Annotated in this window: 15 protein-coding genes; 8 read left to right on the forward strand and 7 right to left on the reverse strand. The window is 73.1% G+C overall.

The window, feature by feature from the left end; genetic code table 11:
* Positions 1-164 precede the first annotated feature (164 nt).
* Positions 165-1019 carry an ABC transporter ATP-binding protein gene (locus tag ABEB00_RS14295; RefSeq protein ID WP_345619937.1) on the forward strand — a complete coding sequence of 285 codons (855 nt, stop codon included), beginning with the start codon at positions 165-167 and terminating at the stop codon, positions 1017-1019.
* 61 nt (positions 1020-1080) lie between these two features.
* Here the strand turns inward: ABEB00_RS14295 and ABEB00_RS14300 are convergent, their stop codons facing one another.
* Positions 1081-1896 carry a hypothetical protein gene (locus ABEB00_RS14300; protein ID WP_345619938.1) on the reverse strand — a complete coding sequence of 272 codons (816 nt, stop codon included), beginning with the start codon at positions 1894-1896 and terminating at the stop codon, positions 1081-1083.
* 488 nt (positions 1897-2384) lie between these two features.
* Here ABEB00_RS14300 and ABEB00_RS14305 point away from each other — a divergent pair, with 488 nt between their 5' ends.
* From ABEB00_RS14305 to ABEB00_RS14335, 7 genes are all read left to right on the forward strand, one after another.
* Complete coding sequence (locus tag ABEB00_RS14305) at positions 2385-3674, forward strand: ABC transporter substrate-binding protein (RefSeq protein WP_345620051.1); 1290 nt, start codon at positions 2385-2387, stop codon at positions 3672-3674.
* Positions 3675-3765: 91 nt separating this feature from the next.
* Positions 3766-4707: a carbohydrate ABC transporter permease gene (locus ABEB00_RS14310; protein ID WP_345619939.1), complete on the forward strand. Its 942-nt coding sequence runs from the start codon at positions 3766-3768 to the stop codon at positions 4705-4707.
* Positions 4708-4759: 52 nt separating this feature from the next.
* Positions 4760-5587: a carbohydrate ABC transporter permease gene (locus ABEB00_RS14315; protein ID WP_345619940.1), complete on the forward strand. Its 828-nt coding sequence runs from the start codon at positions 4760-4762 to the stop codon at positions 5585-5587.
* A gap of 32 nt (positions 5588-5619) precedes the next feature.
* Positions 5620-6663, forward strand: a complete 1044-nt coding sequence (locus ABEB00_RS14320; protein WP_345619941.1) for a LacI family DNA-binding transcriptional regulator — start codon at positions 5620-5622, stop codon at positions 6661-6663.
* 105 nt (positions 6664-6768) lie between these two features.
* Positions 6769-8703, forward strand: a complete 1935-nt coding sequence (locus ABEB00_RS14325) for a cellulase family glycosylhydrolase (protein ID WP_345619943.1) — start codon at positions 6769-6771, stop codon at positions 8701-8703.
* Positions 8700-11009 (forward strand): glycoside hydrolase family 3 N-terminal domain-containing protein, encoded by a 2310-nt coding sequence (locus ABEB00_RS14330; RefSeq protein WP_345619944.1) that lies wholly within the window; start codon positions 8700-8702, stop codon positions 11007-11009. Before ABEB00_RS14325 ends, ABEB00_RS14330 begins: the two co-directional genes overlap by 4 nt.
* 141 nt (positions 11010-11150) lie before the next feature.
* On the forward strand, positions 11151-12290 hold the full coding sequence (locus ABEB00_RS14335) for an acyltransferase family protein (protein ID WP_345619945.1): 1140 nt from the start codon (positions 11151-11153) through the stop codon (positions 12288-12290).
* Here ABEB00_RS14335 and ABEB00_RS14340 read toward each other — a convergent pair.
* The 6 genes from ABEB00_RS14340 to ABEB00_RS14365 are packed head-to-tail and all read right to left on the reverse strand — an operon-like array spanning position 12280 to position 18426.
* Entirely contained in the window at positions 12280-13155 is an 876-nt protein-coding gene (locus tag ABEB00_RS14340; RefSeq protein WP_345619946.1) for a phosphogluconate dehydrogenase C-terminal domain-containing protein, read from the reverse strand. The genes ABEB00_RS14335 and ABEB00_RS14340 overlap by 11 nt on opposite strands.
* A complete protein-coding gene (locus ABEB00_RS14345; protein WP_345619948.1) occupies positions 13155-13961 on the reverse strand; it encodes a sugar phosphate isomerase/epimerase family protein in 807 nt (268 codons plus the stop codon). The genes ABEB00_RS14340 and ABEB00_RS14345 overlap by 1 nt, the downstream gene beginning before the upstream one ends.
* Entirely contained in the window at positions 13961-14740 is a 780-nt protein-coding gene (locus tag ABEB00_RS14350; RefSeq protein ID WP_345619949.1) for a triose-phosphate isomerase, read from the reverse strand. The genes ABEB00_RS14345 and ABEB00_RS14350 overlap by 1 nt, the downstream gene beginning before the upstream one ends.
* Entirely contained in the window at positions 14740-15294 is a 555-nt protein-coding gene (locus ABEB00_RS14355) for a ribose-5-phosphate isomerase (RefSeq protein WP_345619950.1), read from the reverse strand. The genes ABEB00_RS14350 and ABEB00_RS14355 overlap by 1 nt, the downstream gene beginning before the upstream one ends.
* Positions 15295-15307: 13 nt before the next feature.
* A complete protein-coding gene (locus ABEB00_RS14360) occupies positions 15308-17062 on the reverse strand; it encodes a dihydroxyacetone kinase family protein (RefSeq protein WP_345619951.1) in 1755 nt (584 codons plus the stop codon).
* Positions 17059-18426: an MFS transporter gene (locus ABEB00_RS14365; protein ID WP_345619952.1), complete on the reverse strand. Its 1368-nt coding sequence runs from the start codon at positions 18424-18426 to the stop codon at positions 17059-17061. Before ABEB00_RS14365 ends, ABEB00_RS14360 begins: the two co-directional genes overlap by 4 nt.
* Between the last annotated feature and the right edge of the window lie 95 nt (positions 18427-18521).

Raw genomic sequence — 18521 nt, forward strand, 5'->3', positions numbered from 1 at the left:
TACGACGGTCCGGCACCCCGCCCGCCCGGCCGCCCGGCCGTGCGCGGCCTCCCGCGCGGCCCCGTCACCGTCCGTCCACGACTCGGACACCCCGGCAACAACGTGGCTGATGCACCTACCGTTTCCGGTGGACGAGGACGTCCGGAGCCGAAGGGAGTGCAGCCATGGCGGCCAGGGCCGGGGAGAGCGCGGAGCACGCGGCGGACGGCGGGGCGGCGGCCGTCGTGCTGCTCAGGGAGGTGGGCGTCCGCCGCTACACCACGGACCAGGTCATCCTGGACGCGATCGACTGGACCGTGCGCCCCGGGGAGCACTGGGCCCTGCTGGGCGCGAACGGCGCGGGCAAGACCACCCTGCTGCGGCTGCTCGGCGCCCTCATGCACCCCACGACCGGCACCGTCGAGGTGCTGGGCAGCAGGCTGGGCCGGGTGGACGTCCGTGAGCTGCGCACCCGCATCGGACACGTCACCTCCGCCCAGCGGGTGCCCGACGACCTCGGCGCCCACACCGTCGTCCTGACCGGGCACACCGGCACCGTGCAGCCACTGTGGCGGAGGTACGACGACGAGGTCCGGCAGCGCGCTCACGAGCTGCTGGCCGAACTGGGCGTCAAGGAGCTGGCCGACCGGCCGTACGGGGTGTGCTCGGGCGGGCAGCGGGCCCGCGTCCTGATCGCCCGGGCACTGATGGCCGATCCCGCCCTGCTCCTCCTGGACGAGCCGTTCAACGCCCTGGACCTACCCTCCCGGGAGGATCTCATCGAGGCCCTGCACCACCTCTCCGAGGGGCGCCCGCGGCTGGCCACGGTGACGGTGACCCACCACCTGGAGGAACTGTCCCCGGCCGTCGGCCACGCCCTGCTGCTGCGCGAGGGCCGGGTCCTCGCCCGGGGCCCCGTGGATGAGGTGCTGACCGAGGACCGGCTCACCGCCTGCTTCGGCCGGCACATCGCGGTCGCCCGCCGCGAGGGCCGCTGGGCCGCCTGGTCGAGCCGTCCGCGCGACAGTTACCGGGCGTGAGGAAAAGGCCGGCCGCCACCGGGTGTCCGCGGGTCCGCTGGTCCGCTGGTCCGCGAGTCCGCTATTGCGCGCGTCCGAGCCAGAGGTCGGGGCCGAAGACCTCGTAGTGCACGGCCTCGGCCGGCACTCCCCGGCGCAGCAGGTCGCCGCGGACGGCGCGCATGAACGGCAGCGGTCCGCAGAGGTAGACCGTGACGTCCGCGGGCAGTTCCACGGCGGTCAGGTCGGCCCGCCCGGCGGAAGCGCCGTGGGGCGCCAGGTCGCCCGGTTCCTCGTACCAGAGGTGGAACCGGGCGTCCGGCAGGGCCGCGAGAAGCCGGGTCTGCTCGTCGCGGTGGGCGTGGTCGGCGGGGGTGCGGTCGGCGTGGACGACGGTCACCGGCCGGGTCACGCCCGCGTCGACGAGGTGGTCCAGCATGGCCACCATGGGGGTCACGCCGATGCCGGCGGAGATCAGCAGCAGCGGGCCGTTCCCCTCCTCCAGGGCCAGGTCGCCGAAGGGCACGGACACCGCGAGCACGTCGCCCACTCGGGCGTGGGTGTGCAGCCAGGAGGAGACCTCGCCCTCGGGCCGGTCCGCGTCCCGTACCCGCTTGACCGTGATGCGCCACTCGGGGCGGCCGGGGGCGGCGGACAGGCTGTACTGGCGTATCTGCCGGGAGCCGTCCGGGAGTTCGGCCTGGACACTGACGTACTGGCCGGGGCGGTAGGGGCGCACGGCGCTGCCGTCGGCGGGGCGGAGCAGGAACAGGTCGCTCAGCAGCTCCGGGTGGGCATCGAACAGCTTGCGGTAGAAGAGCCGGGCTTTGTCGTCGATGGCGGCACCGACCGCGGGGAGGGTGGCCCGGACGACGGGGACGGACTGTTCGGAGAGCACGGCGACTCCTCAGTGGCGGACCGATGGGACGGTCTTCGTATTCCTGTATTCCTGGGCGCGGGACGGGGAGGGAGAGGGCGAGACGGGCGGGACGGGGAGGGAGAGGGCGAGATGGGGCGGGGCGGGACGGCGTCGCGTTCGATCCTGTGGAGTACGTCACGCGGGGCGGGCCGGCTCCGGGAGGGTACGGGCGGATGGCGACGGACGACCGCGGCGACCCGGCGGCCCCGGAGCTGACCGAACCCGAGGGCGCCTCCCCGGCGCCCCCCGCGCCCCTCCCCCGGCCGCTCTGCGACCTCACGGCCGACGGCCCGAGCCCGTTGCCCACCGGCACGCTGTCCTGGCTGTCGCACGGCGCGACGCGCTCTCGGCCGCACAGAAAATGGCCGGCAGGTATTGACCCCGGCGGAAGTCCCTTCTAAATTCCTCGCACCCTCGCTGGTACATCGATTAACCACTCGTTAACCGCCTGGTTGGAGACCACCGCTGTGCGCTCACCGCTGACTCGGCGCGGCTTTCTCGCCGCCGGTTCCGGCCTCGCCGCCGCGACCGCCCTGCCCGCCCTGTCGGGCTGCTCCGCCCTGGCCGCGGCGGACTCCGATCCCGACACCCTCGTCGTGCACAGCCAACTCGGCACCACGGCCCCGGGATCGCCCACCTACCTGGCCGCGCTGAAGCGGTTCCGCGAGGAGAACCCCGGTCTGGAGGTCAGGAACCTGGTCAACGGCGACGACCTCGCGCAGGTCTACGAGACCTCGCGGCTGGCCCGCAAGGAAGCCGACGTCGTGATGGTCAACCTGTACGACAAGACGCTGGCCTGGACGGACGTCGGCGCCACCGTCGACGTCAAGGAGTACCTGGACGGCTGGGGGCTGCGCGCACGGGTACGGCCCGAGGCGCTCACCGCCTGGACGGACGGCGAGGGACGGGTCCGCGCCTTCCCGTACTTCGCCACCAACTGGCCGGTCGCCTACAACCGGGAACTGCTCGACCGGGCGGGCGTCGACACGATCCCCACGACGGGCGACGAGCTGATCGCCGCCGCCCGGAGGCTGCGCGCGAAGGGCATCGCGCCCGTCACCGTCGGCGGCAACGACTGGACGGGCCAGAAGCTCCTCGCCCAGATCATCCAGACCTTCCTGAGCGAGGACGAGGCCCGCCACGTCTACACGACCGGCGACTTCGGCGGCCGGGGCGCCAAGGAAGGCATCGACTACTTCGTCGCCCTGCGCGACGCGGGGGTCTTCGCCGACAAGGCGCAGGGCCTGATCTCGGACTCCATGACCACGCAGTTCAACACCCGGTCCGCCGCCATCGTCTCCCAGATGTCCTCGGGGCTCGCCAAGGTGCCCGAGGAGGTGGCCCGGCACACCGAGGTGGGCGGCTGGCCGCTCGCCCCCGGCGCCGCCCACGACAAGCCGACCATCCTGCGCACGTACACCCTGATCGGTTTCTGGATCAGTCCGAACGGCAGGAAGAAGATCGAGCACGTCGAGCGGTTCCTGCGGTTCATGTACCGGCCGGAGACCGTGTCGCGGTTCATCGAGGAGAGCGGCCGGGACATGGCGCTGCGCTCCGACACCGTCAGCACCGGTTTCCCGCTGGTCGCCGCCGCCCAGCGACTGGGCGACGACGTGAGCCAGGTGCTGCTGCCCGACGTGTACGTGCCGCCCGCCGCGAGCCAGCCGCTGATCACCGCCACCAGCACGTCCTTCACGCGCGGCACGAGCGCCGCGAAGGTCCGGGCCACCCTGGAGGCGGCCTACCGCTCGGTGTGACGCGCCCCCTCGCCCACCTCGCCCCCTCACCTCATCCCCCTCCCCCCGCCCCTCCCCTCGCCCGCCGAGACCCAGTCCACGGGAGTCACCCATGACGACGCTCACGTCGACACCGGGCGGAACCGCGTCCCGCCGCCCCGCTCCGCCCTCACCCGCCCCGGCCGCGCGGACCTCGCCCCGGCAGGGCGGCACGATCCTCGCCGTACCCGCGCTGGTGTGGTACCTCGTCTTCATGGTCGGCCCGCTGCTGGCCATCTTCGTCATCGCGGCCCTGCGCTGGCCGGGCATGCTCCAGCCGGTCTCCTACGCCGGACCGGACAACTTCCGCACCGTCTTCGGCGACCCGGCCTTCTGGGACGCGGTGCGCAACACCGCCGTGCAGTTGGCGGTGGCGCTGCCGATCATGATCGTGTGCGCGTACATGCTGGGTTACTACGTCGCCCAACGGCCGCCCGGTCACCGCGTCCTGCGCTATCTGCTGTTCATCCCGGGGCTGATCTCCACCCCGGCGAAGGCCATGGTGTTCTACGCGGCGCTGTCGCCGGACGGTCTGGTCAACGGGGCCCTGGAGTCCGTGGGGCTCGGCTCGCTCACCGACGCCTGGCTGGCGTCGCCGTCGACCGCGCTGGCCTGTCTGATCGCGCTGGACGTGTGGAGCGGCATCGGCTTCACCGCCGTACTGTTCGCCGCCCGGCTCGGCTCCGTCCCGGCCGAACTCGGCGAGGCCGCGCAGCTCGACGGGGCCGGGCACTGGAGCACGATGTGGCGCGTCCACTTCCCGGTGATCCGCGACTACGTCGGCGTGGTCACCATGCTCCAGTTCCTGTGGACGCTGTTCGGCTCCGCGCAGCATGTGCTGCTGCTGACGCAGGGCGGTCCGGGCACCTCGTCCACCACCCTGTCCTTCCTCGTGTACCAGAAGGCGTTCATCGCGGCCGACCTCGGCTACAGCCAGAGCGTCGGGGTGGTGCTGTTCCTGGCGGGCCTGGCCGGACTCCTCGCCATCCGCCGGGTGTTCCGCCAGAACTACTGAGACACCCCGGCAAAACGACCATGACTGGACCTACTGATCGGAGCGGCCGTCCATGAAGCTCGGCAAACGCTGGCTGCCCGCGCACCTGCTGGCATGGCTCTACGCGGTGCTGTTGCTCGTGCCGCTGTACTACTTCCTCGCCTCGGCCTTCAAGTCCAACGACGAGATCTTCGCGCATCCTTTCGCGCTGCCGGCCTCCCTCGGCCTCGGCAACTTCAGCACCGCGTTCACCAGCGCCGATCTCGGTCTGGCCGTGGTCAACTCGGCGCTGGTGACGGGCGTGGCGCTGCTGCTGACGCTGGTGCTGGCGGTGCCGGCCGCGTTCGCGCTGGCCCGCTCCACCGGCCGCGCGGCCGCGGTCGTGGAGCAGGTCTTCTCGCTGGGGTTCCTGATCCCGACCTTCGCGGCGCTGTTCCCGACCTTCCTGCTCGCCGCGGCGACCGGGCTGTTCCACACCCGGACGTTCATGGTGCTGTTCCTGCCGGCCACCGCGATGCCGCTGTCGGTGGTGATCCTGGTGCAGTTCATGCGGACCGTGCCGCGGGAGATGGAGGAGGCGGCCCGGCTGGACGGGGCGTCGACGTACGCCGTGCTGCGGCACGTGTACGCGCCGATGTGCCTGCCCGGCATCGCCACCGTGCTGCTGCTGAACTTCCTCACCTTCTGGAACGAGTACCTGTACTCGCTGGTCATCATCGGCCCCGACCCGGCGCAGCGGACCGTGCAGGTGGCGCTGCCCACCCTGAAGGCGATCACGGGCACCGACTACGGCGTCCTCACCGCGGGCACGGTGCTCACCCTCGTACCGGTGTGGGTCGTGTACACCGTGCTCCAGCGGCGGATGCAGCAGGCGCTGATCAGCGGGGCGGTGAAGATGTGACCGCGCTCCACAGCGGAGGAGAGCCCGCCCCCGTGCCCCGGCAGGGACGCCGGCCGGGGCGCCGGCCCACCATCAAGGAGGTGGCGGCGGCGGCCGGGGTGTCGACCGCCGCCGTGTCCCAGGCGTTCAACCAGAAGGGGCGGCTCTCCGAGGAGACCAGGCGCCGCATCCTCGGCGCCGCGACGGAGCTGGGCTGGTCGCCCAACGCGCCGGCCGCCGCCCTGCGCAGCGCCCGCACCCGCACCCTGGCCCTGGTGGTCCGCCGCCCCACCGACGTGCTCGGCGCGGACCCGCACTTCAGCGAGCTGATCACCGGTATCGAGGGCGAACTCGCGCCCCGCGGCTACGGCCTCGTACTGCATCTGGTGGCGGGCGTACCGGAGGAGAACATCCTGTACGAGCGGTTCGCGGCGGAGGGCCGGGTCGACGGCGCCGTGCTGACCGACGCGCGGCTCGACGACACCCGGCCCGCCCTCCTCGCCCGGCTGGGTCTGCCCGCCGTGCTGCTCGGCGCGCCCGACCGGACGGCGGCCGTGCCGAGCGTGGGCCTGGGCCACCAGGACGCGGGTGTACGGGAGGTCGCCGCCCACCTCCTGCGCCTCGGGCACCGGCGGATCGCCTACGTCGCCGGGCCCGCCGACCTCCAGCACACCCGGCTGCGGCAGGCCGCGTTCGAGGACGCCCTGCGCGCGAGGGGCCTGCGCCCCTTCGCCGTGCTGCACACCGACTTCGCCGAGGCGTCGGCCGTGGGCGCGACCGAGGCGCTGCTGGACGCGGCCGAGCCGCCCACCGCGATCGTCTACGCCAACGACTCCATGGCCGTGTGCGGCATGGGCACCGCCCAGCGCCGCGGCCTGCGGGTTCCCGTCGACCTGTCCGTGGTCGGTTACGACGACCTGCCGCTCGGCCGCTGGCTGCACCCGCGGCTGACCACGGTCGACCAGCAGGTACAGCGGGTCGGCGCGGCCGCCGCCCGGCTGCTGCTCGCCCGCTGCGGCGAGCAGGTCGAGCCGGCGCCGCTCGACGCCCGGCCCCGCCTGGTGGCCCGGGACTCCACCGGGCCCGTACCCCACTGACCCCCGTACCCCACGCCCCCCCGTACCCCACGCCCCCCGTATCCCACTGACCGCCGTACCCCGAGACACCCGCACCCGCACCCGCACCCGCACCCGAGAGGGACCATGCGACGCCACAGCGCCCAGCTCGCCCACCACCCCGCCGTCCTGCCCTGGCTCGGCGCCAACTTCTGGTCCCGTACCGGCGGTCCGCTGATGTGGCGCGACTACGACCCGAAGACGGTCCGCGAGGAACTCGGGACCCTGCGCGAGCACGGACTGACGATGACCCGCTCGTTCTTCTACTGGCCCGACTTCCACCCCGAGCCGCACCGGATCGACGAGACGCTCTGCGAGCGCTTCGCCGACTTCCTCGACGCGCACGAGGAACTGGGCATGGGCACGGTGCCGACGTTCATCGTCGGCCACATGTCCGGCGAGAACTGGGACCCGGTCTGGCGCGGCGGCCGGGACCTGTACGAGGACGTGTGGATGGTGGGCCGGCAGGCGTGGTTCGCCTCGCGGATGACCCGGCGCTTCAAGGACCACCCGGCCGTCACCGGCTGGCTGATCACCAACGAGATGCCCGGATACGGGCGCGTGTACCAGGTCGACCCGCCCTCCTCCGACGTGGTGACCGCCTGGGCGCAGGCGATGTGCAACGCCGTGCGCGCGGCCGGCGCCACCCAGCCCGTCTCCCTCGGTGACGGGGCCTGGGGCATCGAGGTCACCGGCCGCGACAACGGGTTCTCGCTGCGCGACACCGCCGAGTACGTCGACTTCGTCGGCCCGCACGTCTACCGCTCCGACACCGACCGGGTCCGCCAGCACTACCGGGCGGCCTTCGAGTGCGAACTGGCGGCGGTCACCGGACAGCCCGTGGTACTGGAGGAGTTCGGCCTCTCCACCGACACCGTGTCCGAGGAGAACGCGGCCGTGTACTACCGCCAGACCCTGCACAACTCCCTCCTGGGCGGCGCCACCGGCTGGATCGCCTGGAACAACACGGACTACGACGATCTGTGGGACCGTTCGCCCTACGACCACCACCCCTTCGAGATGCACTTCGGCATCACCGACTCCACCGGCGCCCCCAAGGCCCCGCTGCGGGAACTCGCCGACTTCGCCGAGGCGTTGCGGGCGGTCGACTTCTCCCGCTGCCGGCGTACCGACGCCGACGCCGCGTTCGTCGTGCCCGCCTTCCTGGAACGCGGCTACCCCTACAGCAGGCCCGCCGACCGGCCGCTCATCTTCACCTCCCTGCACCAGGGCTACGTGGCCGCGCGCGCCGCCGACCTGCCGGTGGGCTTCCTCCGGGAGGCCGACCGCCTCCCCGGTGAGGTGAACCTGTACCTGCTGCCGGCCACCCGGCAGCTCACGACGCGCACCCGCCGGGAACTCGCCCGCCGCGCCGAGGCCGGGGCCACCGTCTACCTGTCGTTCTGCTCCGGCGAGCACCCGGGGACGCGCGGCCCCTGGTTCGACGACCTGGACGGACTGTTCGGGGTGGAACTGCGCCTGTCGTACGGGGTCGCCGAGCCGATCGGGGACGAGGTGCTGGAGATGACGTTCACCGAGGACTTCGGGGGGCTCGCCGCCGGGGACGTGCTGCGCTTCCCGGTCGCGGGCAACGAGGACAGCAGGGCGTACCTGCCGGTCGTGCCGCGCGGGGCCCGGGTGGTCGCCCGGGACGCGCACGGCCGGCCCGCGCTGCTGGTCAGGGAGACCGGCCGGGGCCGTACGGTGCTGGCCACCTATCCGCTGGAGCACATGGCCGCGCGCACCGCCCGCGTCAATCCGGAGGAGACCCACCGGCTGTACGCGGCGCTCGCCGAGGTCGCGGGGGTACGGCGGCCGGTGTCCGTGGACACGCCGTCGGTCGCCGCCGACGTACTGGTCCACGAGGACGGGCGGCGTTTCGTGTGGCTGGTGAGTCAGGCGGAGGAGGAGGTGACGGTCCGGCCGGTGGCGGACGGCGAGTTGCGCGAGACGGGCTCGGGTGCGGCGGCCGGTGAGATCACGCTCGCCCCCTTCGGCGTGCGCGTCCTGGAGCTGATATGACCGGGAACGGCCGGCCCGGGTACCGGGACCCGGACGTCCCCGTGGCCGCGCGCGTCCGCGACCTGCTGGGCCGCATGACCCTCATGGAGAAGGTCGGGCAGGTCAACCAGCGCATGTTCGGCTGGGAGGCCCACGAGCGCGTCGCCGGTCCCGGCGGGACGCACCGGCTCACCGACGCCTTCCGCGCCGAGGTGGCCGCCTTCGACGGCATGGGCGCCCTGTACGGACTGCACCGCGCCGACCCGTGGTCGGGCGTCGGGTTCGCGGACGGCCTGACGGGAACGGACGCGGCCCGGATCGCGGGCGAGGTGCAGGAGTACGTACGGCACCACACCCGGCTGGGCATTCCGGTGCTGCTGGCGGAGGAGGCCCCGCACGGGCACCAGGCGCTCGACGCCCCCGTGCTGCCGGTCAATCTGGCGGTGGGCGCGACCTGGGACCCCGAGCTGTACGAGGCCGCCGCGGCCGGTGTCGCGGCCGGTCTGCGGGCGCGGGGCGCGCATCTCGCCCTGGTCTCCGCCCTCGACCTGCTGCGCGACGCGCGCTGGGGCCGGGCCGAGGAGTGCTTCGGCGAGGACCCCTACCTCGCCGGCCGGTTCACCGAGGCGCTGGTGCGCGGGATGGGCCGGGAGGGTGTCGGGGTGGTGCTGAAGCACTTCGCCGGACAGGGCGCGACGGTGGGCGGCCGCAACAGTCCGGCGACGGAGCTGGGGGCGCGCGAACTCCACGAGATCCATCTGCACGCCGTCCGTGCCGGAGTGCGCGCCGGTGCGGCGGGGGTGATGGCCGCCTACAACGAGTTCGACGGCCTGCCCTGCGTCGCCCACGCCGGCCTGCTCACGGAGTTGCTGCGGGAGCGGTGGGGCTACGACGGGATCGTCATGGCGGACGGGCAGGCGGTGGACCGGCTGACCCGGCTGACGGCGGACCCGGTGGCCGCGGGCGCCCTCGCGCTGAACGCCGGGTGCGACCTCGGGCTGTGGGACGACTGCTTCCCGCGGCTGGCCGAGGCGGTGTCCAGGGGGCTGGTGAAGGAGGACACGCTGGACGCGGCGGTGGCGCGGGTGCTGACGCTGAAGTTCCGGCTGGGGCTCTTCGAACAGCCGGCCGGGCCGCCGCCCCGCGAGGCGCCCACGCGCCTGCCCGAGCTGAGCGAACGGCTCGCCCGCGCCTCGGTGACGCTGCTGGAGCACGAGGGCGGGGTGCTGCCCCTGTCCGCCTCGGTACGGCGGATCGCCGTCCTCGGTCCCGAGGCGGACTCGCTGGTCCGGCAGCTCGGCGACTACACGGCGCCGCAGCGGCCCGGGACCGGCGTCACGGTGGTGGCCGGTCTGCGCGAGGGCGCCCCGGCGGGCACCGAGGTGGAATACGTGCCGGGCTGTGATCTGGTGGGCGGCGACCGTTCGCGGATCGCCGGGGCGGCGGCCGAGGCGGCCCGTGCCGACGTGGCCGTGGTGGTCCTCGGCGGCTCCAGCGCCCGGGACGTCGACACCGACTTCGACGGCAACGGCGCGGCCGTCGTCCGCAGCGGTGTCCCCGCCTCGATGACCTGCGGCGAGGGCGTCGACCTCGCGGACCTGACGCTGCCGGACGGGCAACTGGCGCTGGTCGAGGCGGTCGGGGCGACCGGCGTGCCGATGGTGGTCGTCCTCCTCCAGGGCCGGCCGCACGCGCTGCCCGACCTCACGTCCAGGGCCGCCGGTCTCGCCGTGCTGAGCGCCTGGTACCCGGGCCCGTGGGGCGGCCGGGCCGTCGCCGACGTACTGTTCGGCCGGGCGGAGCCGGAGGGGCGGCTGCCGGTGTCGGTGCCGAGGTCCGGCGCCCACCTGCCGGTGTTCTACAACGCCAAGGACCACCGCTACCGCGGCTATGCCGACCAGCCCGCCACCGCCCGGTACCCCTTCGGGCACGGCCTGTCCTACACGACGGTGGAGTACGCGGCTCCCCGGCTGTCCCGGACCCGGGTCACCCCCGGCGATCCCGCGCTGACCTGCCGGGTCCGGGTGCGCAACACCGGGGAGCGGGCGGTGCGCGAGACCGTGCAGCTCTATCTGCGGCGGCTGTCCGGCGGCTCGTCCTGGCCCCGGGTGCGCGAGCTGCGCGGCTTCACCCGCCTCGACCTGGCGCCGGGCGAGGAGAGGGAGGCCGTGTTCGAGGTGGACGCGCGGACCCTGGCCTCGGTGACCCGCGCGCTGCTGACGGCCGTCGAGCCGGGCGAGGTGGAGCTGGAGACCGGGCCGTCCTCCGCCCGGACCCGGGGTGCGCGGCTGGTGATCACCCCGGAGGGCGCCGCGCCCGTGCCGTAGCCCGGAAGCGGAATGAGGGAGGTTTACTTTTCGGGAAAGTGGTGAGGCGCCGGAGATGCCTACCGCCCTCATCGCATCCGCACCTTCCGTAAGACGCGTCAACAGCAGTACGCGTTCCGCAGTTGACGCGGAGGGGGCGGTGTGACGGAGGCCGCGCGCACCACTCAGACCACGGAGGCCACCCGGACCAGGGAAACCACCCGGGCCGCGGAGGTCCGCGCGGCCGCGCGGACCTCCGCCGCGAGCGCCGGTACCGTACGGGCCGGGCAGCGGGACTCCTTCTTCGACAACGCCAAGTACCTGGCGATCGTGCTGGTGGCGGTGGGCCACGCGTGGGAGCCGCTGCGCGACGGCAGCCGCGCCGTCACCGCCCTCTACACCCTCGTCTACGCGTTCCACATGCCCGCGTTCATCGTCATCTCCGGCTACTTCTCCCGGAACTTCGACGCGAGCCCCGCCCGGATCAAGCGGCTGGTCACCGGTGTCGTGATCCCCTACGTCGTCTTCGAGACGGCGTACACCTTCTTCACCCGGTGGACCGACGGCGAGCCGGACCGCCCGGTCAGTCTGCTGGACCCGCTCTACCTCACCTGGTTCCTGGCCGCGCTGTTCGTCTGGCGGCTGACCACGCCGATCTGGAAGAGCGTGCGGTGGCCGCTGCCGGTCGCGCTGGCCGTCGCCATGCTGGCCACGCTCTCGCCGGACATCGGCGACGACCTCGACCTCCAGCGGGCCCTGCAGTTCCTGCCGTACTTCGTGCTGGGACTGTGCCTGAAGCCCGAGCACTTCCGGCTGGTGCGCCGCCGCGCGGTGCGCCTCGCGGCCGTGCCGGTGTTCCTCGGCGCCCTCGCGTTCGCCTACTGGATCGCGCCCTGGTTCCGGTACTCGTGGTTCATGCACCGCGCCGCCGCCGAGCAGCTCGGCGTGCCCGGCTGGTACGGCCCGCCGATGACGCTGGCCGTCTTCGGCTGCTCGCTGGTCCTGGTCGCCTGCTTCCTGTCCTGGGTACCGGGCCGCAGGATGTGGTTCACCACCCTGGGCGCGGGGACGCTGTACGGCTATCTGCTGCACGGCTTCCTCGTGCAGCTCGCCAACAAGTACCACTGGAGCCACGCCGACTGGGCCGGCCGGCCGCTCGGCGAGGTCGCGGTCACCGTGGTGGCCGCCGCGGTCGTCACCGCGCTGTGCACCGCTCCGGTGCGGCGCGTCTTCCGTTGTGTGATGGAGCCGCGGCTGGACCGGGCCCTTCGGTGTCAGGACCGGTACGGGATCAGCGCTTGATCTCCTTGATCTTCAGCATGCGCGTGATGACCTTGTCCAGCTCGTCGTCCTCGAAGACCTTCTTCCAGTCGTCGCGCACGATGGACTCACGGCCGTAGTCCATGGCGATCAGGCAGGCGTCGGAGAACGGGTTGGAGCCCTTGAGGGTGTTGGCGAGGGCGACCTGGGTGTGGCCGAGGAGCATGGCGCGGGCCGCCTCCTCCGGGACACCGACGGTGTGCACCGTCTCGTGCAGCGCCTCCGTCAGCAGGGCGCCGACCATGCAGGCGATGGTCTCCACCAGGGTCGGCTCCAGCACCGCGAGCTGCTTGACGGTGACCCAGTGGACATCGACCACGGGGGCGTACATCACGCGGATGACGGAGTCGGCCAGCTCCTGCTTGGCGGCGTCCCCGCCCTCGTAGGCGGCGACGACCTCCTGCGGGGCGGCGATGCCGCCGAAGGTGTCCTGCCACTCCTCCTTGGTGGTGCGCTCCAGGAACACCGACGGGTGGCAGGGGTGGGCGCAGGCGTAGTGGATGTCCTCGCGGGCGAGGAGCAGGCCGGCGTAGGCGGCGGCCGGGTCCAGGGTGAGGACGACCGTGCCCGGCCGCATCCGCGGCACCAGGTCCTCGGAGACCTTGCCGAGGACGACGTCCGGCACGGCGAGGATGACCACGTCGGCCTCGGCGACGGCGTCGGCGGACTCGGTCAGTTCCCGGCCGAGACCGCGGATCAGCTCCTGCCCCTTGGGGGACGCCTCGCTGAAGAGCACCCGGAAGTCGCTCTTCACCAGGTTGTCGGAGACACGCTGGCCCATCTTGCCGGCGGCCCCGATGACGGCGACGGTCGTGACGCCGGCCTGGGTCTGGATCTCGGTGGCCATTACTCGCTCCTCAGAAGGGTGTTGATGCTGTGTCGCGTCCACTGGTGTTCGAGCCGGGCGGTGGCGTCGAAGCCGTCGTCCTGCCACGGGAGCCAGTGCTCCACGATCTGATTGACGGCACGGTCCCCCCGGGCCTCGCGGACGGCGGCGATCATGCCGCCGTGGTCCAGGAGGCCCTCGCCCAGCGGGCAGCCGGCGTAGGTGAAGCCGACCCAGCCGTCCCGGCGGGTGAACGCGAAGTCCTTGACGTGGATGTTGACCGTGTACGGCGCGGCGGCGGCCACCACGTCGACGGGGCGTTCCAGCCGGGCGACGCTGTTGCCCGGGTCGAGGACGATGCCGAGGTGCTCGCTGCCGACGTCGCGTACGACGGTCAGCAGGTCGTCGGTGGCGACCTGTTCGTAGGTCTCCAGGCCGAGGGTGACACCGGCGTCGGCGTACCGGGGCACGGACTCCTCCAGCAGGGTCACCGCCTCGGTGACGTCCGGCCGGTGGTCGGCGGTGTGGAGCATCGAGCGGACCAGGGTGACGTCCAGTTCGGCCGCCATGTCGAGGTACTTGCGCAGGTGTGCGGTGCGTACGCCGCGGGTGCCCAGTTCCAGGGTGAGGCCGAGGCCGTGCGCGGTGGCGCGGACGTCGGCGAGCTGGGCCCGGTCGTAGGACTCGACGGGCGCGTAGTCGCAGATCTGGAAGACCCGGCCGCCGAGCGCGGCGGTGTCCTCCAGCATCGCGGTCAGCGTCATCGGCCGCGGCGCGCGGGCGGAGATCCGCCAGAAGTAGGCGTAGGTGCTGATGCCGTGGGCCATCACGCCACCGCCGCGGGGGCCGGGGTGCGGATCTCGTCGAGGATGGCCTCGACGCCGGCCGGGTCGTGGGCGAACCGGCCGAGGAAGAGGCCCTCGGCCGTGCCGCCGAGCCGGGTCAGCAGACCGGGGCCGGCGCTGCCGCCGTAGACGACGGTGGAACCGGCGTGCTCCGGACGGGTGTCGAGCCAGCTTCGCAGGGCGGTGCAGACCGTCGCGATGTGGTCGGCACCGGCCGGTTCGGGGGCGCCGATCGCCCACTGCGGCTCATAGGCGAGGACGACCGCGCCGGCCAGGCCGTGCAGCAGGCGGGCGGCCTCGGCGACGGTGCGCTCGGCGGCCACCGCCGGGCCGGCCGCGTCGCGTTCGCCGACGCAGAGCACCGGGGTGAGGCCGTTGCGCAGGGCGGCGGCGGTCTTGGCGGCGACGACCGTGTCGCCCTCGCCGTACAGCCGGCGGCGCTCGGCGTGGCCGACCTCGGCGTAGCGGCAGCCGATCTCCTTCAGGGTCGGGCCGCCGACCTCGCCGGTGTACGGGCCGCTGTCCTCGGTGGCGAGGTCCTGGGCGCCGATCTCCACGCCGTAGGGGGTGAGGAGGCCGGCCGCCGGGACCAGGGCGGGGAAGGCCGGGAGGACGAACAGGCGGGCGGCGCCCGAGGTGACGGCCGGGTGGCGCTCGGCCAGGGCCGCGATCCGGCGGGCCCAGTTGAGGGTCTGGTGGTGGCCGAAGTACATCTTCAGGCTCACCCCCAGCAGGACGGGTGCGGTGATGGGGCGGGACATCAGGCGGCGGCCTCGGCGCCGGAGGGGTCGGAACTGTCGGAGCTTTCGGAGCTGTCGGAGCTGTCTTCGTAGTCGGACATGAGCTGGACCTTGGCGGCGGACGCGGAGGTCGCGTCGAAGCGGTAGGTCAGCCATTCGGCGGCGAGGCGGCGGGCGAGTTCGAGGCCGATGACGCGCTGCCCGAAGGTGAGGACCTGCGCGTTGTTGGAGAGGACCGCCCGCTCCACGGAGAAGGAGTCGTGGGCGGTGACGGCGCGGACGCCCTTGACCTTGTTGGCGGCGATGGCGACACCGAGGCCGGTGCCGCAGACCAGCAGGGCGCGGTCCGCTTCGCCGCGGGCGACCAGCTCGGCGGCGGCGATGGCGACCTTGGGGTAGGCGGTGTGCCCGTCGGCGTCGACGCCGACGTCGGTGACCTCGGCGACCAGGGGGCTGTCGAGCAGATCCCGCTTGAGGGCTTCCTTGTACTGGTGACCGGCGTCGTCGCAGCCGACGACGATACGCAGCTTGTCGGTGTTTCCGGTGTTTCCGGTGTGCTCGGTTTTCTGAGTCATCGTGCGCTTTTCCTCAGTACTGGTCGTGGGGGTGGTCGAGGAGGGCGCCGTGGACGGCGCGGGTGATCAGGGCGAGGGAGTGGGCGCCCGCGTCCGGGGTGCCGAGGGACTTCTCGGCGTGCGGCCGGGCCCGGCCCTTGCGGGGCAGCAGGGCTGCGGTGGCGGCGGCGGCCTCGGTGGCGGCGCCGGCCGCCCGGTCCCAGGCACCGGTGAGACCGGCGCCGGCGGCGACGGCCGCGGTGAGGGTGTCGGCGAAGGGCACGAGGACGTCGACCATGGTCTTGTCACCGACCTCGGCGCCGCCCAGCCGCCGTACCGCGGCGGAGGCTTCCGCCACGCCCTCGGCGACCCGGCCGGCGGTGGGGGCGTCCCGGTCGCCCAGGGCGGCGCCGACCGCACGCAGGACGGTGCCCCACAGGGCGCCGGAGGTGCCGCCCGCCCGGTCCGCCCAGGCGTCCGCGGCGTGAATGAGGACGGTGCCCGCGCCGGCGCCCCGTTCCTGGGCGGCCCGGGCGGCCCGGAGGGCGGCGGTGGAGCCGCGCCGCATGCCGATGCCGTGGTCGCCGTCGCCGGCCACCGCGTCGATACGGCCGAGTTCGTCCTCGTGGGCGTCGACGGTGGCGGCCAGCGCGGCCAGCGCGGCGAGGACGGTGGTGGCGGCCTGCCGGGACGCCTCGGAGGCTTCGGGGACGGCCGGCTGCTCCGTCTCCTCGGCGGCGCGGACCGGGGCGGCGGGCTCGGACGCGGGGCCGGGCTCGCCGAGGGCGCCCTTGCGGTAGGCGGGGGTGTCGGCGGGGGCCCGCCACAGTTCTTCGAGGCGCTCGTCCAGCCAGGTCAGGGTGAGCGAGACACCGGCCATGTCGAAGCTGGTGACGAGTTCGCCGACCTCGGGGTCGACGACGGTGACCCCGGCCTCCTCCAGGAGGGCCGCGACCTTGCGGTAGACGACGAACAGCTCCTCGTACTTGACCGAGCCCAGGCCGTTGAGGATGACGGCGGCGCGCTGCCCGCCGGGGGCCGGGACGTCGACCGGGAGTTCCTTCAGGAGGGTGTCGACCAGCAGGCGGGCGGCCTCGTCGGCGGTGGGCAGGGACTGCTCCCCGATACCCGGTTCGCCGTGGATGCCGAGACCGACGGCCATCCGGGCCTCGGGAACGGTGAACAGGGGGTGGTCGGCGCCGGGGAGCGTGCAGCCGGAGAAGGCGATGCCGAAGGAGCGGGTGCGCTCGCCCGCGCGCCGGGCCACGGACGCCACCTGGGCCAGCGGCAGACCCTGTTCGGCCGCGACCGCGGCCGCCTTGAAGACGGGCAGGTCACCGGCGATGCCGCGACGCTTCGCCGCCTCGCCGGGCGCGGCGCTGGAGATGTCGTCGGCGACGGCGTACGTCACCGTCTCGACGCCGTCGGCGGTGAGGCGCTCGGCGGCTTGGCCGAAGTGCAGGACATCGCCCGCGTAGTTGCCGTACATCAGCAGCACACCGGCGCCGCCGTCCGCGGCGCGGGCCACCGAGCGGATCTGCTGGGCGGAGGGCGAGGCGAAGACGTTGCCGACCGCCGCGCCGTGCGCGAGGCCCCGGCCGACCAGTCCGGAGAAGGCCGGGTAGTGGCCGGAACCGCCGCCGATGACGACCGCGACCTGCCCGGCGGGGGTGGCGGCGGCCCGGACCACGCCGCCGGTGACCGGGCGCACCCAGCGCCGGTGGGCGGCGGCGAAGCCTTCCAGCGCTTCGTCGGCGAAGGCGGCGGGGTCGTTGAACAGGCGGGTCATCGCAGGGCCTCCATGGGCTTGTGCGTGGCGTCGGAGGCCGGGTCGTCGGTGCGGTGGCGGGCGGAGATCCAGACCATCAGGGCGGCGGAGAGCAGCATGAAGAAGCCGACCAGGTAGAGCGGTACGTAGTAGGCGCCGGTCCAGTCCTTCAGCCAGCCGGTGATGTAGCTGGAGGCGAAGCCGGCGATGTTGCCGGCCGTGTTGATCAGGGCGATGCCGGCCGCTGCGGCGGCTCCGGTCAGGAAGCGCGAGGGCACCGACCAGAAGACCGGCAGGGCGGCGAAGATCGCGCAGGCGGTCACGGTGATCACGGCGACGGTGGCGGTCGGCGAGCCCATGTAGAGGGCGAGCGGGATGGAGAGTCCGCCGACGACGGCCGGGCCGGCCACGTGCCAGGTGCGGGTGCCGTGCCGGGTGGCGTGCCGGCTCCAGAAGAACAGCACGATCGCGGCGGGCAGGTACGGGATCGCGGTGATCCACGCCTTGTCCATCACGGTGAACGTGGTGTCGTACTGCTCCTGGAAGCCGTTGATGATCGTCGGCAGGAAGAACGCGAGGGCGTAGAGCCCGTAGACGAAGCCGAAGTAGACCATGGCGAGGACCCACACCCGGCCGCTGGTGAACGCGGTCCTGAGGTCGCCCTTGGCGTGCTTGCTCTCGTGGCCGGTCTTCCGGGCGTTCTCGGCGGCGAGTTCCCTCGTCAGCCAGTCGCGCTCGGCGGCGGTCAGCCACTTGGCGTCGGCGGGCTTGTCGATCAGGTAGAACCAGGCGACGACGCCGAGGACGATCGCGGGGATCGAGACGAAGAGGAACATCACCCGCCAGCCCTCCAGGCCGAACAGGCCGTGGCGGCCGATCAGCCAGCCCGCGAGCGGGGCGCCGAAGACCGTGGTCAGCGGCTGGGCCAGGTAGAACAGCCCGAGGATCTTGGTGCGGTGCCGGGAGGGCACCCACTGGCTCAGGAACAGGATCGCGCCGGGGAAGAAGCCGGCCTCGGCGACGCCGAGCAGGAAGCGCAGTCCGTAGAGCTGCCCGCTGCTGCTCACCCAGGTGAACAGCAGGGAGACGATGCCCCAGGTCACCATGATCCGGGCCAGCCAGCGGCGGGCTCCGAAGCGGTGCAGGGCCATGTTGCTGGGAACCTCGAGCACGATGTAACCGAGGAAGAAGATCCCGGAGGCGAACCCGAACTGGGCGGCCGTCAGGGCCAGGTCCTGGCCCATTCCGTTCGGTTCGGCGAACGAGACGGCCGTACGGTCCAGATAGTTCACGAAGAACATCAGTGCCACGAACGGCACGAGGCGGACTGAGACCTTCTTGATGGCAGTTCTCTCGACTGCCGCGGATGGCGCGTCGGCACCCATGGCGACTCCTCGGCTCGCCCGGACAGCTCCGTCCGGGGTCGGTCACGCCGGCGGTCCGCCACGAGGGGCGGCCCACCGGATCGCCTTCACGCTAT

The organism is Streptomyces ziwulingensis (genome assembly GCF_039542605.1).
Lineage (GTDB): Bacteria > Actinomycetota > Actinomycetes > Streptomycetales > Streptomycetaceae > Streptomyces > Streptomyces ziwulingensis.

Coding starts and splice junctions, on each gene's coding strand:
- ABEB00_RS14330 (WP_345619944.1), top strand. CDS start 8,700: ATGACCGGGAACGGCCGGCCCGGGTACCGGGACCCGGACGTCCCCGTG.
- ABEB00_RS14340 (WP_345619946.1), bottom strand. CDS start 13,155: ATGGCCACCGAGATCCAGACCCAGGCCGGCGTCACGACCGTCGCCGTC.
- ABEB00_RS14365 (WP_345619952.1), bottom strand. CDS start 18,426: ATGGGTGCCGACGCGCCATCCGCGGCAGTCGAGAGAACTGCCATCAAG.
- ABEB00_RS14345 (WP_345619948.1), bottom strand. CDS start 13,961: ATGGCCCACGGCATCAGCACCTACGCCTACTTCTGGCGGATCTCCGCC.
- ABEB00_RS14325 (WP_345619943.1), top strand. CDS start 6,769: ATGCGACGCCACAGCGCCCAGCTCGCCCACCACCCCGCCGTCCTGCCC.
- ABEB00_RS14295 (WP_345619937.1), top strand. CDS start 165: ATGGCGGCCAGGGCCGGGGAGAGCGCGGAGCACGCGGCGGACGGCGGG.
- ABEB00_RS14360 (WP_345619951.1), bottom strand. CDS start 17,062: ATGACCCGCCTGTTCAACGACCCCGCCGCCTTCGCCGACGAAGCGCTG.
- ABEB00_RS14355 (WP_345619950.1), bottom strand. CDS start 15,294: ATGACTCAGAAAACCGAGCACACCGGAAACACCGGAAACACCGACAAG.
- ABEB00_RS14350 (WP_345619949.1), bottom strand. CDS start 14,740: ATGTCCCGCCCCATCACCGCACCCGTCCTGCTGGGGGTGAGCCTGAAG.
- ABEB00_RS14315 (WP_345619940.1), top strand. CDS start 4,760: ATGAAGCTCGGCAAACGCTGGCTGCCCGCGCACCTGCTGGCATGGCTC.
- ABEB00_RS14310 (WP_345619939.1), top strand. CDS start 3,766: ATGACGACGCTCACGTCGACACCGGGCGGAACCGCGTCCCGCCGCCCC.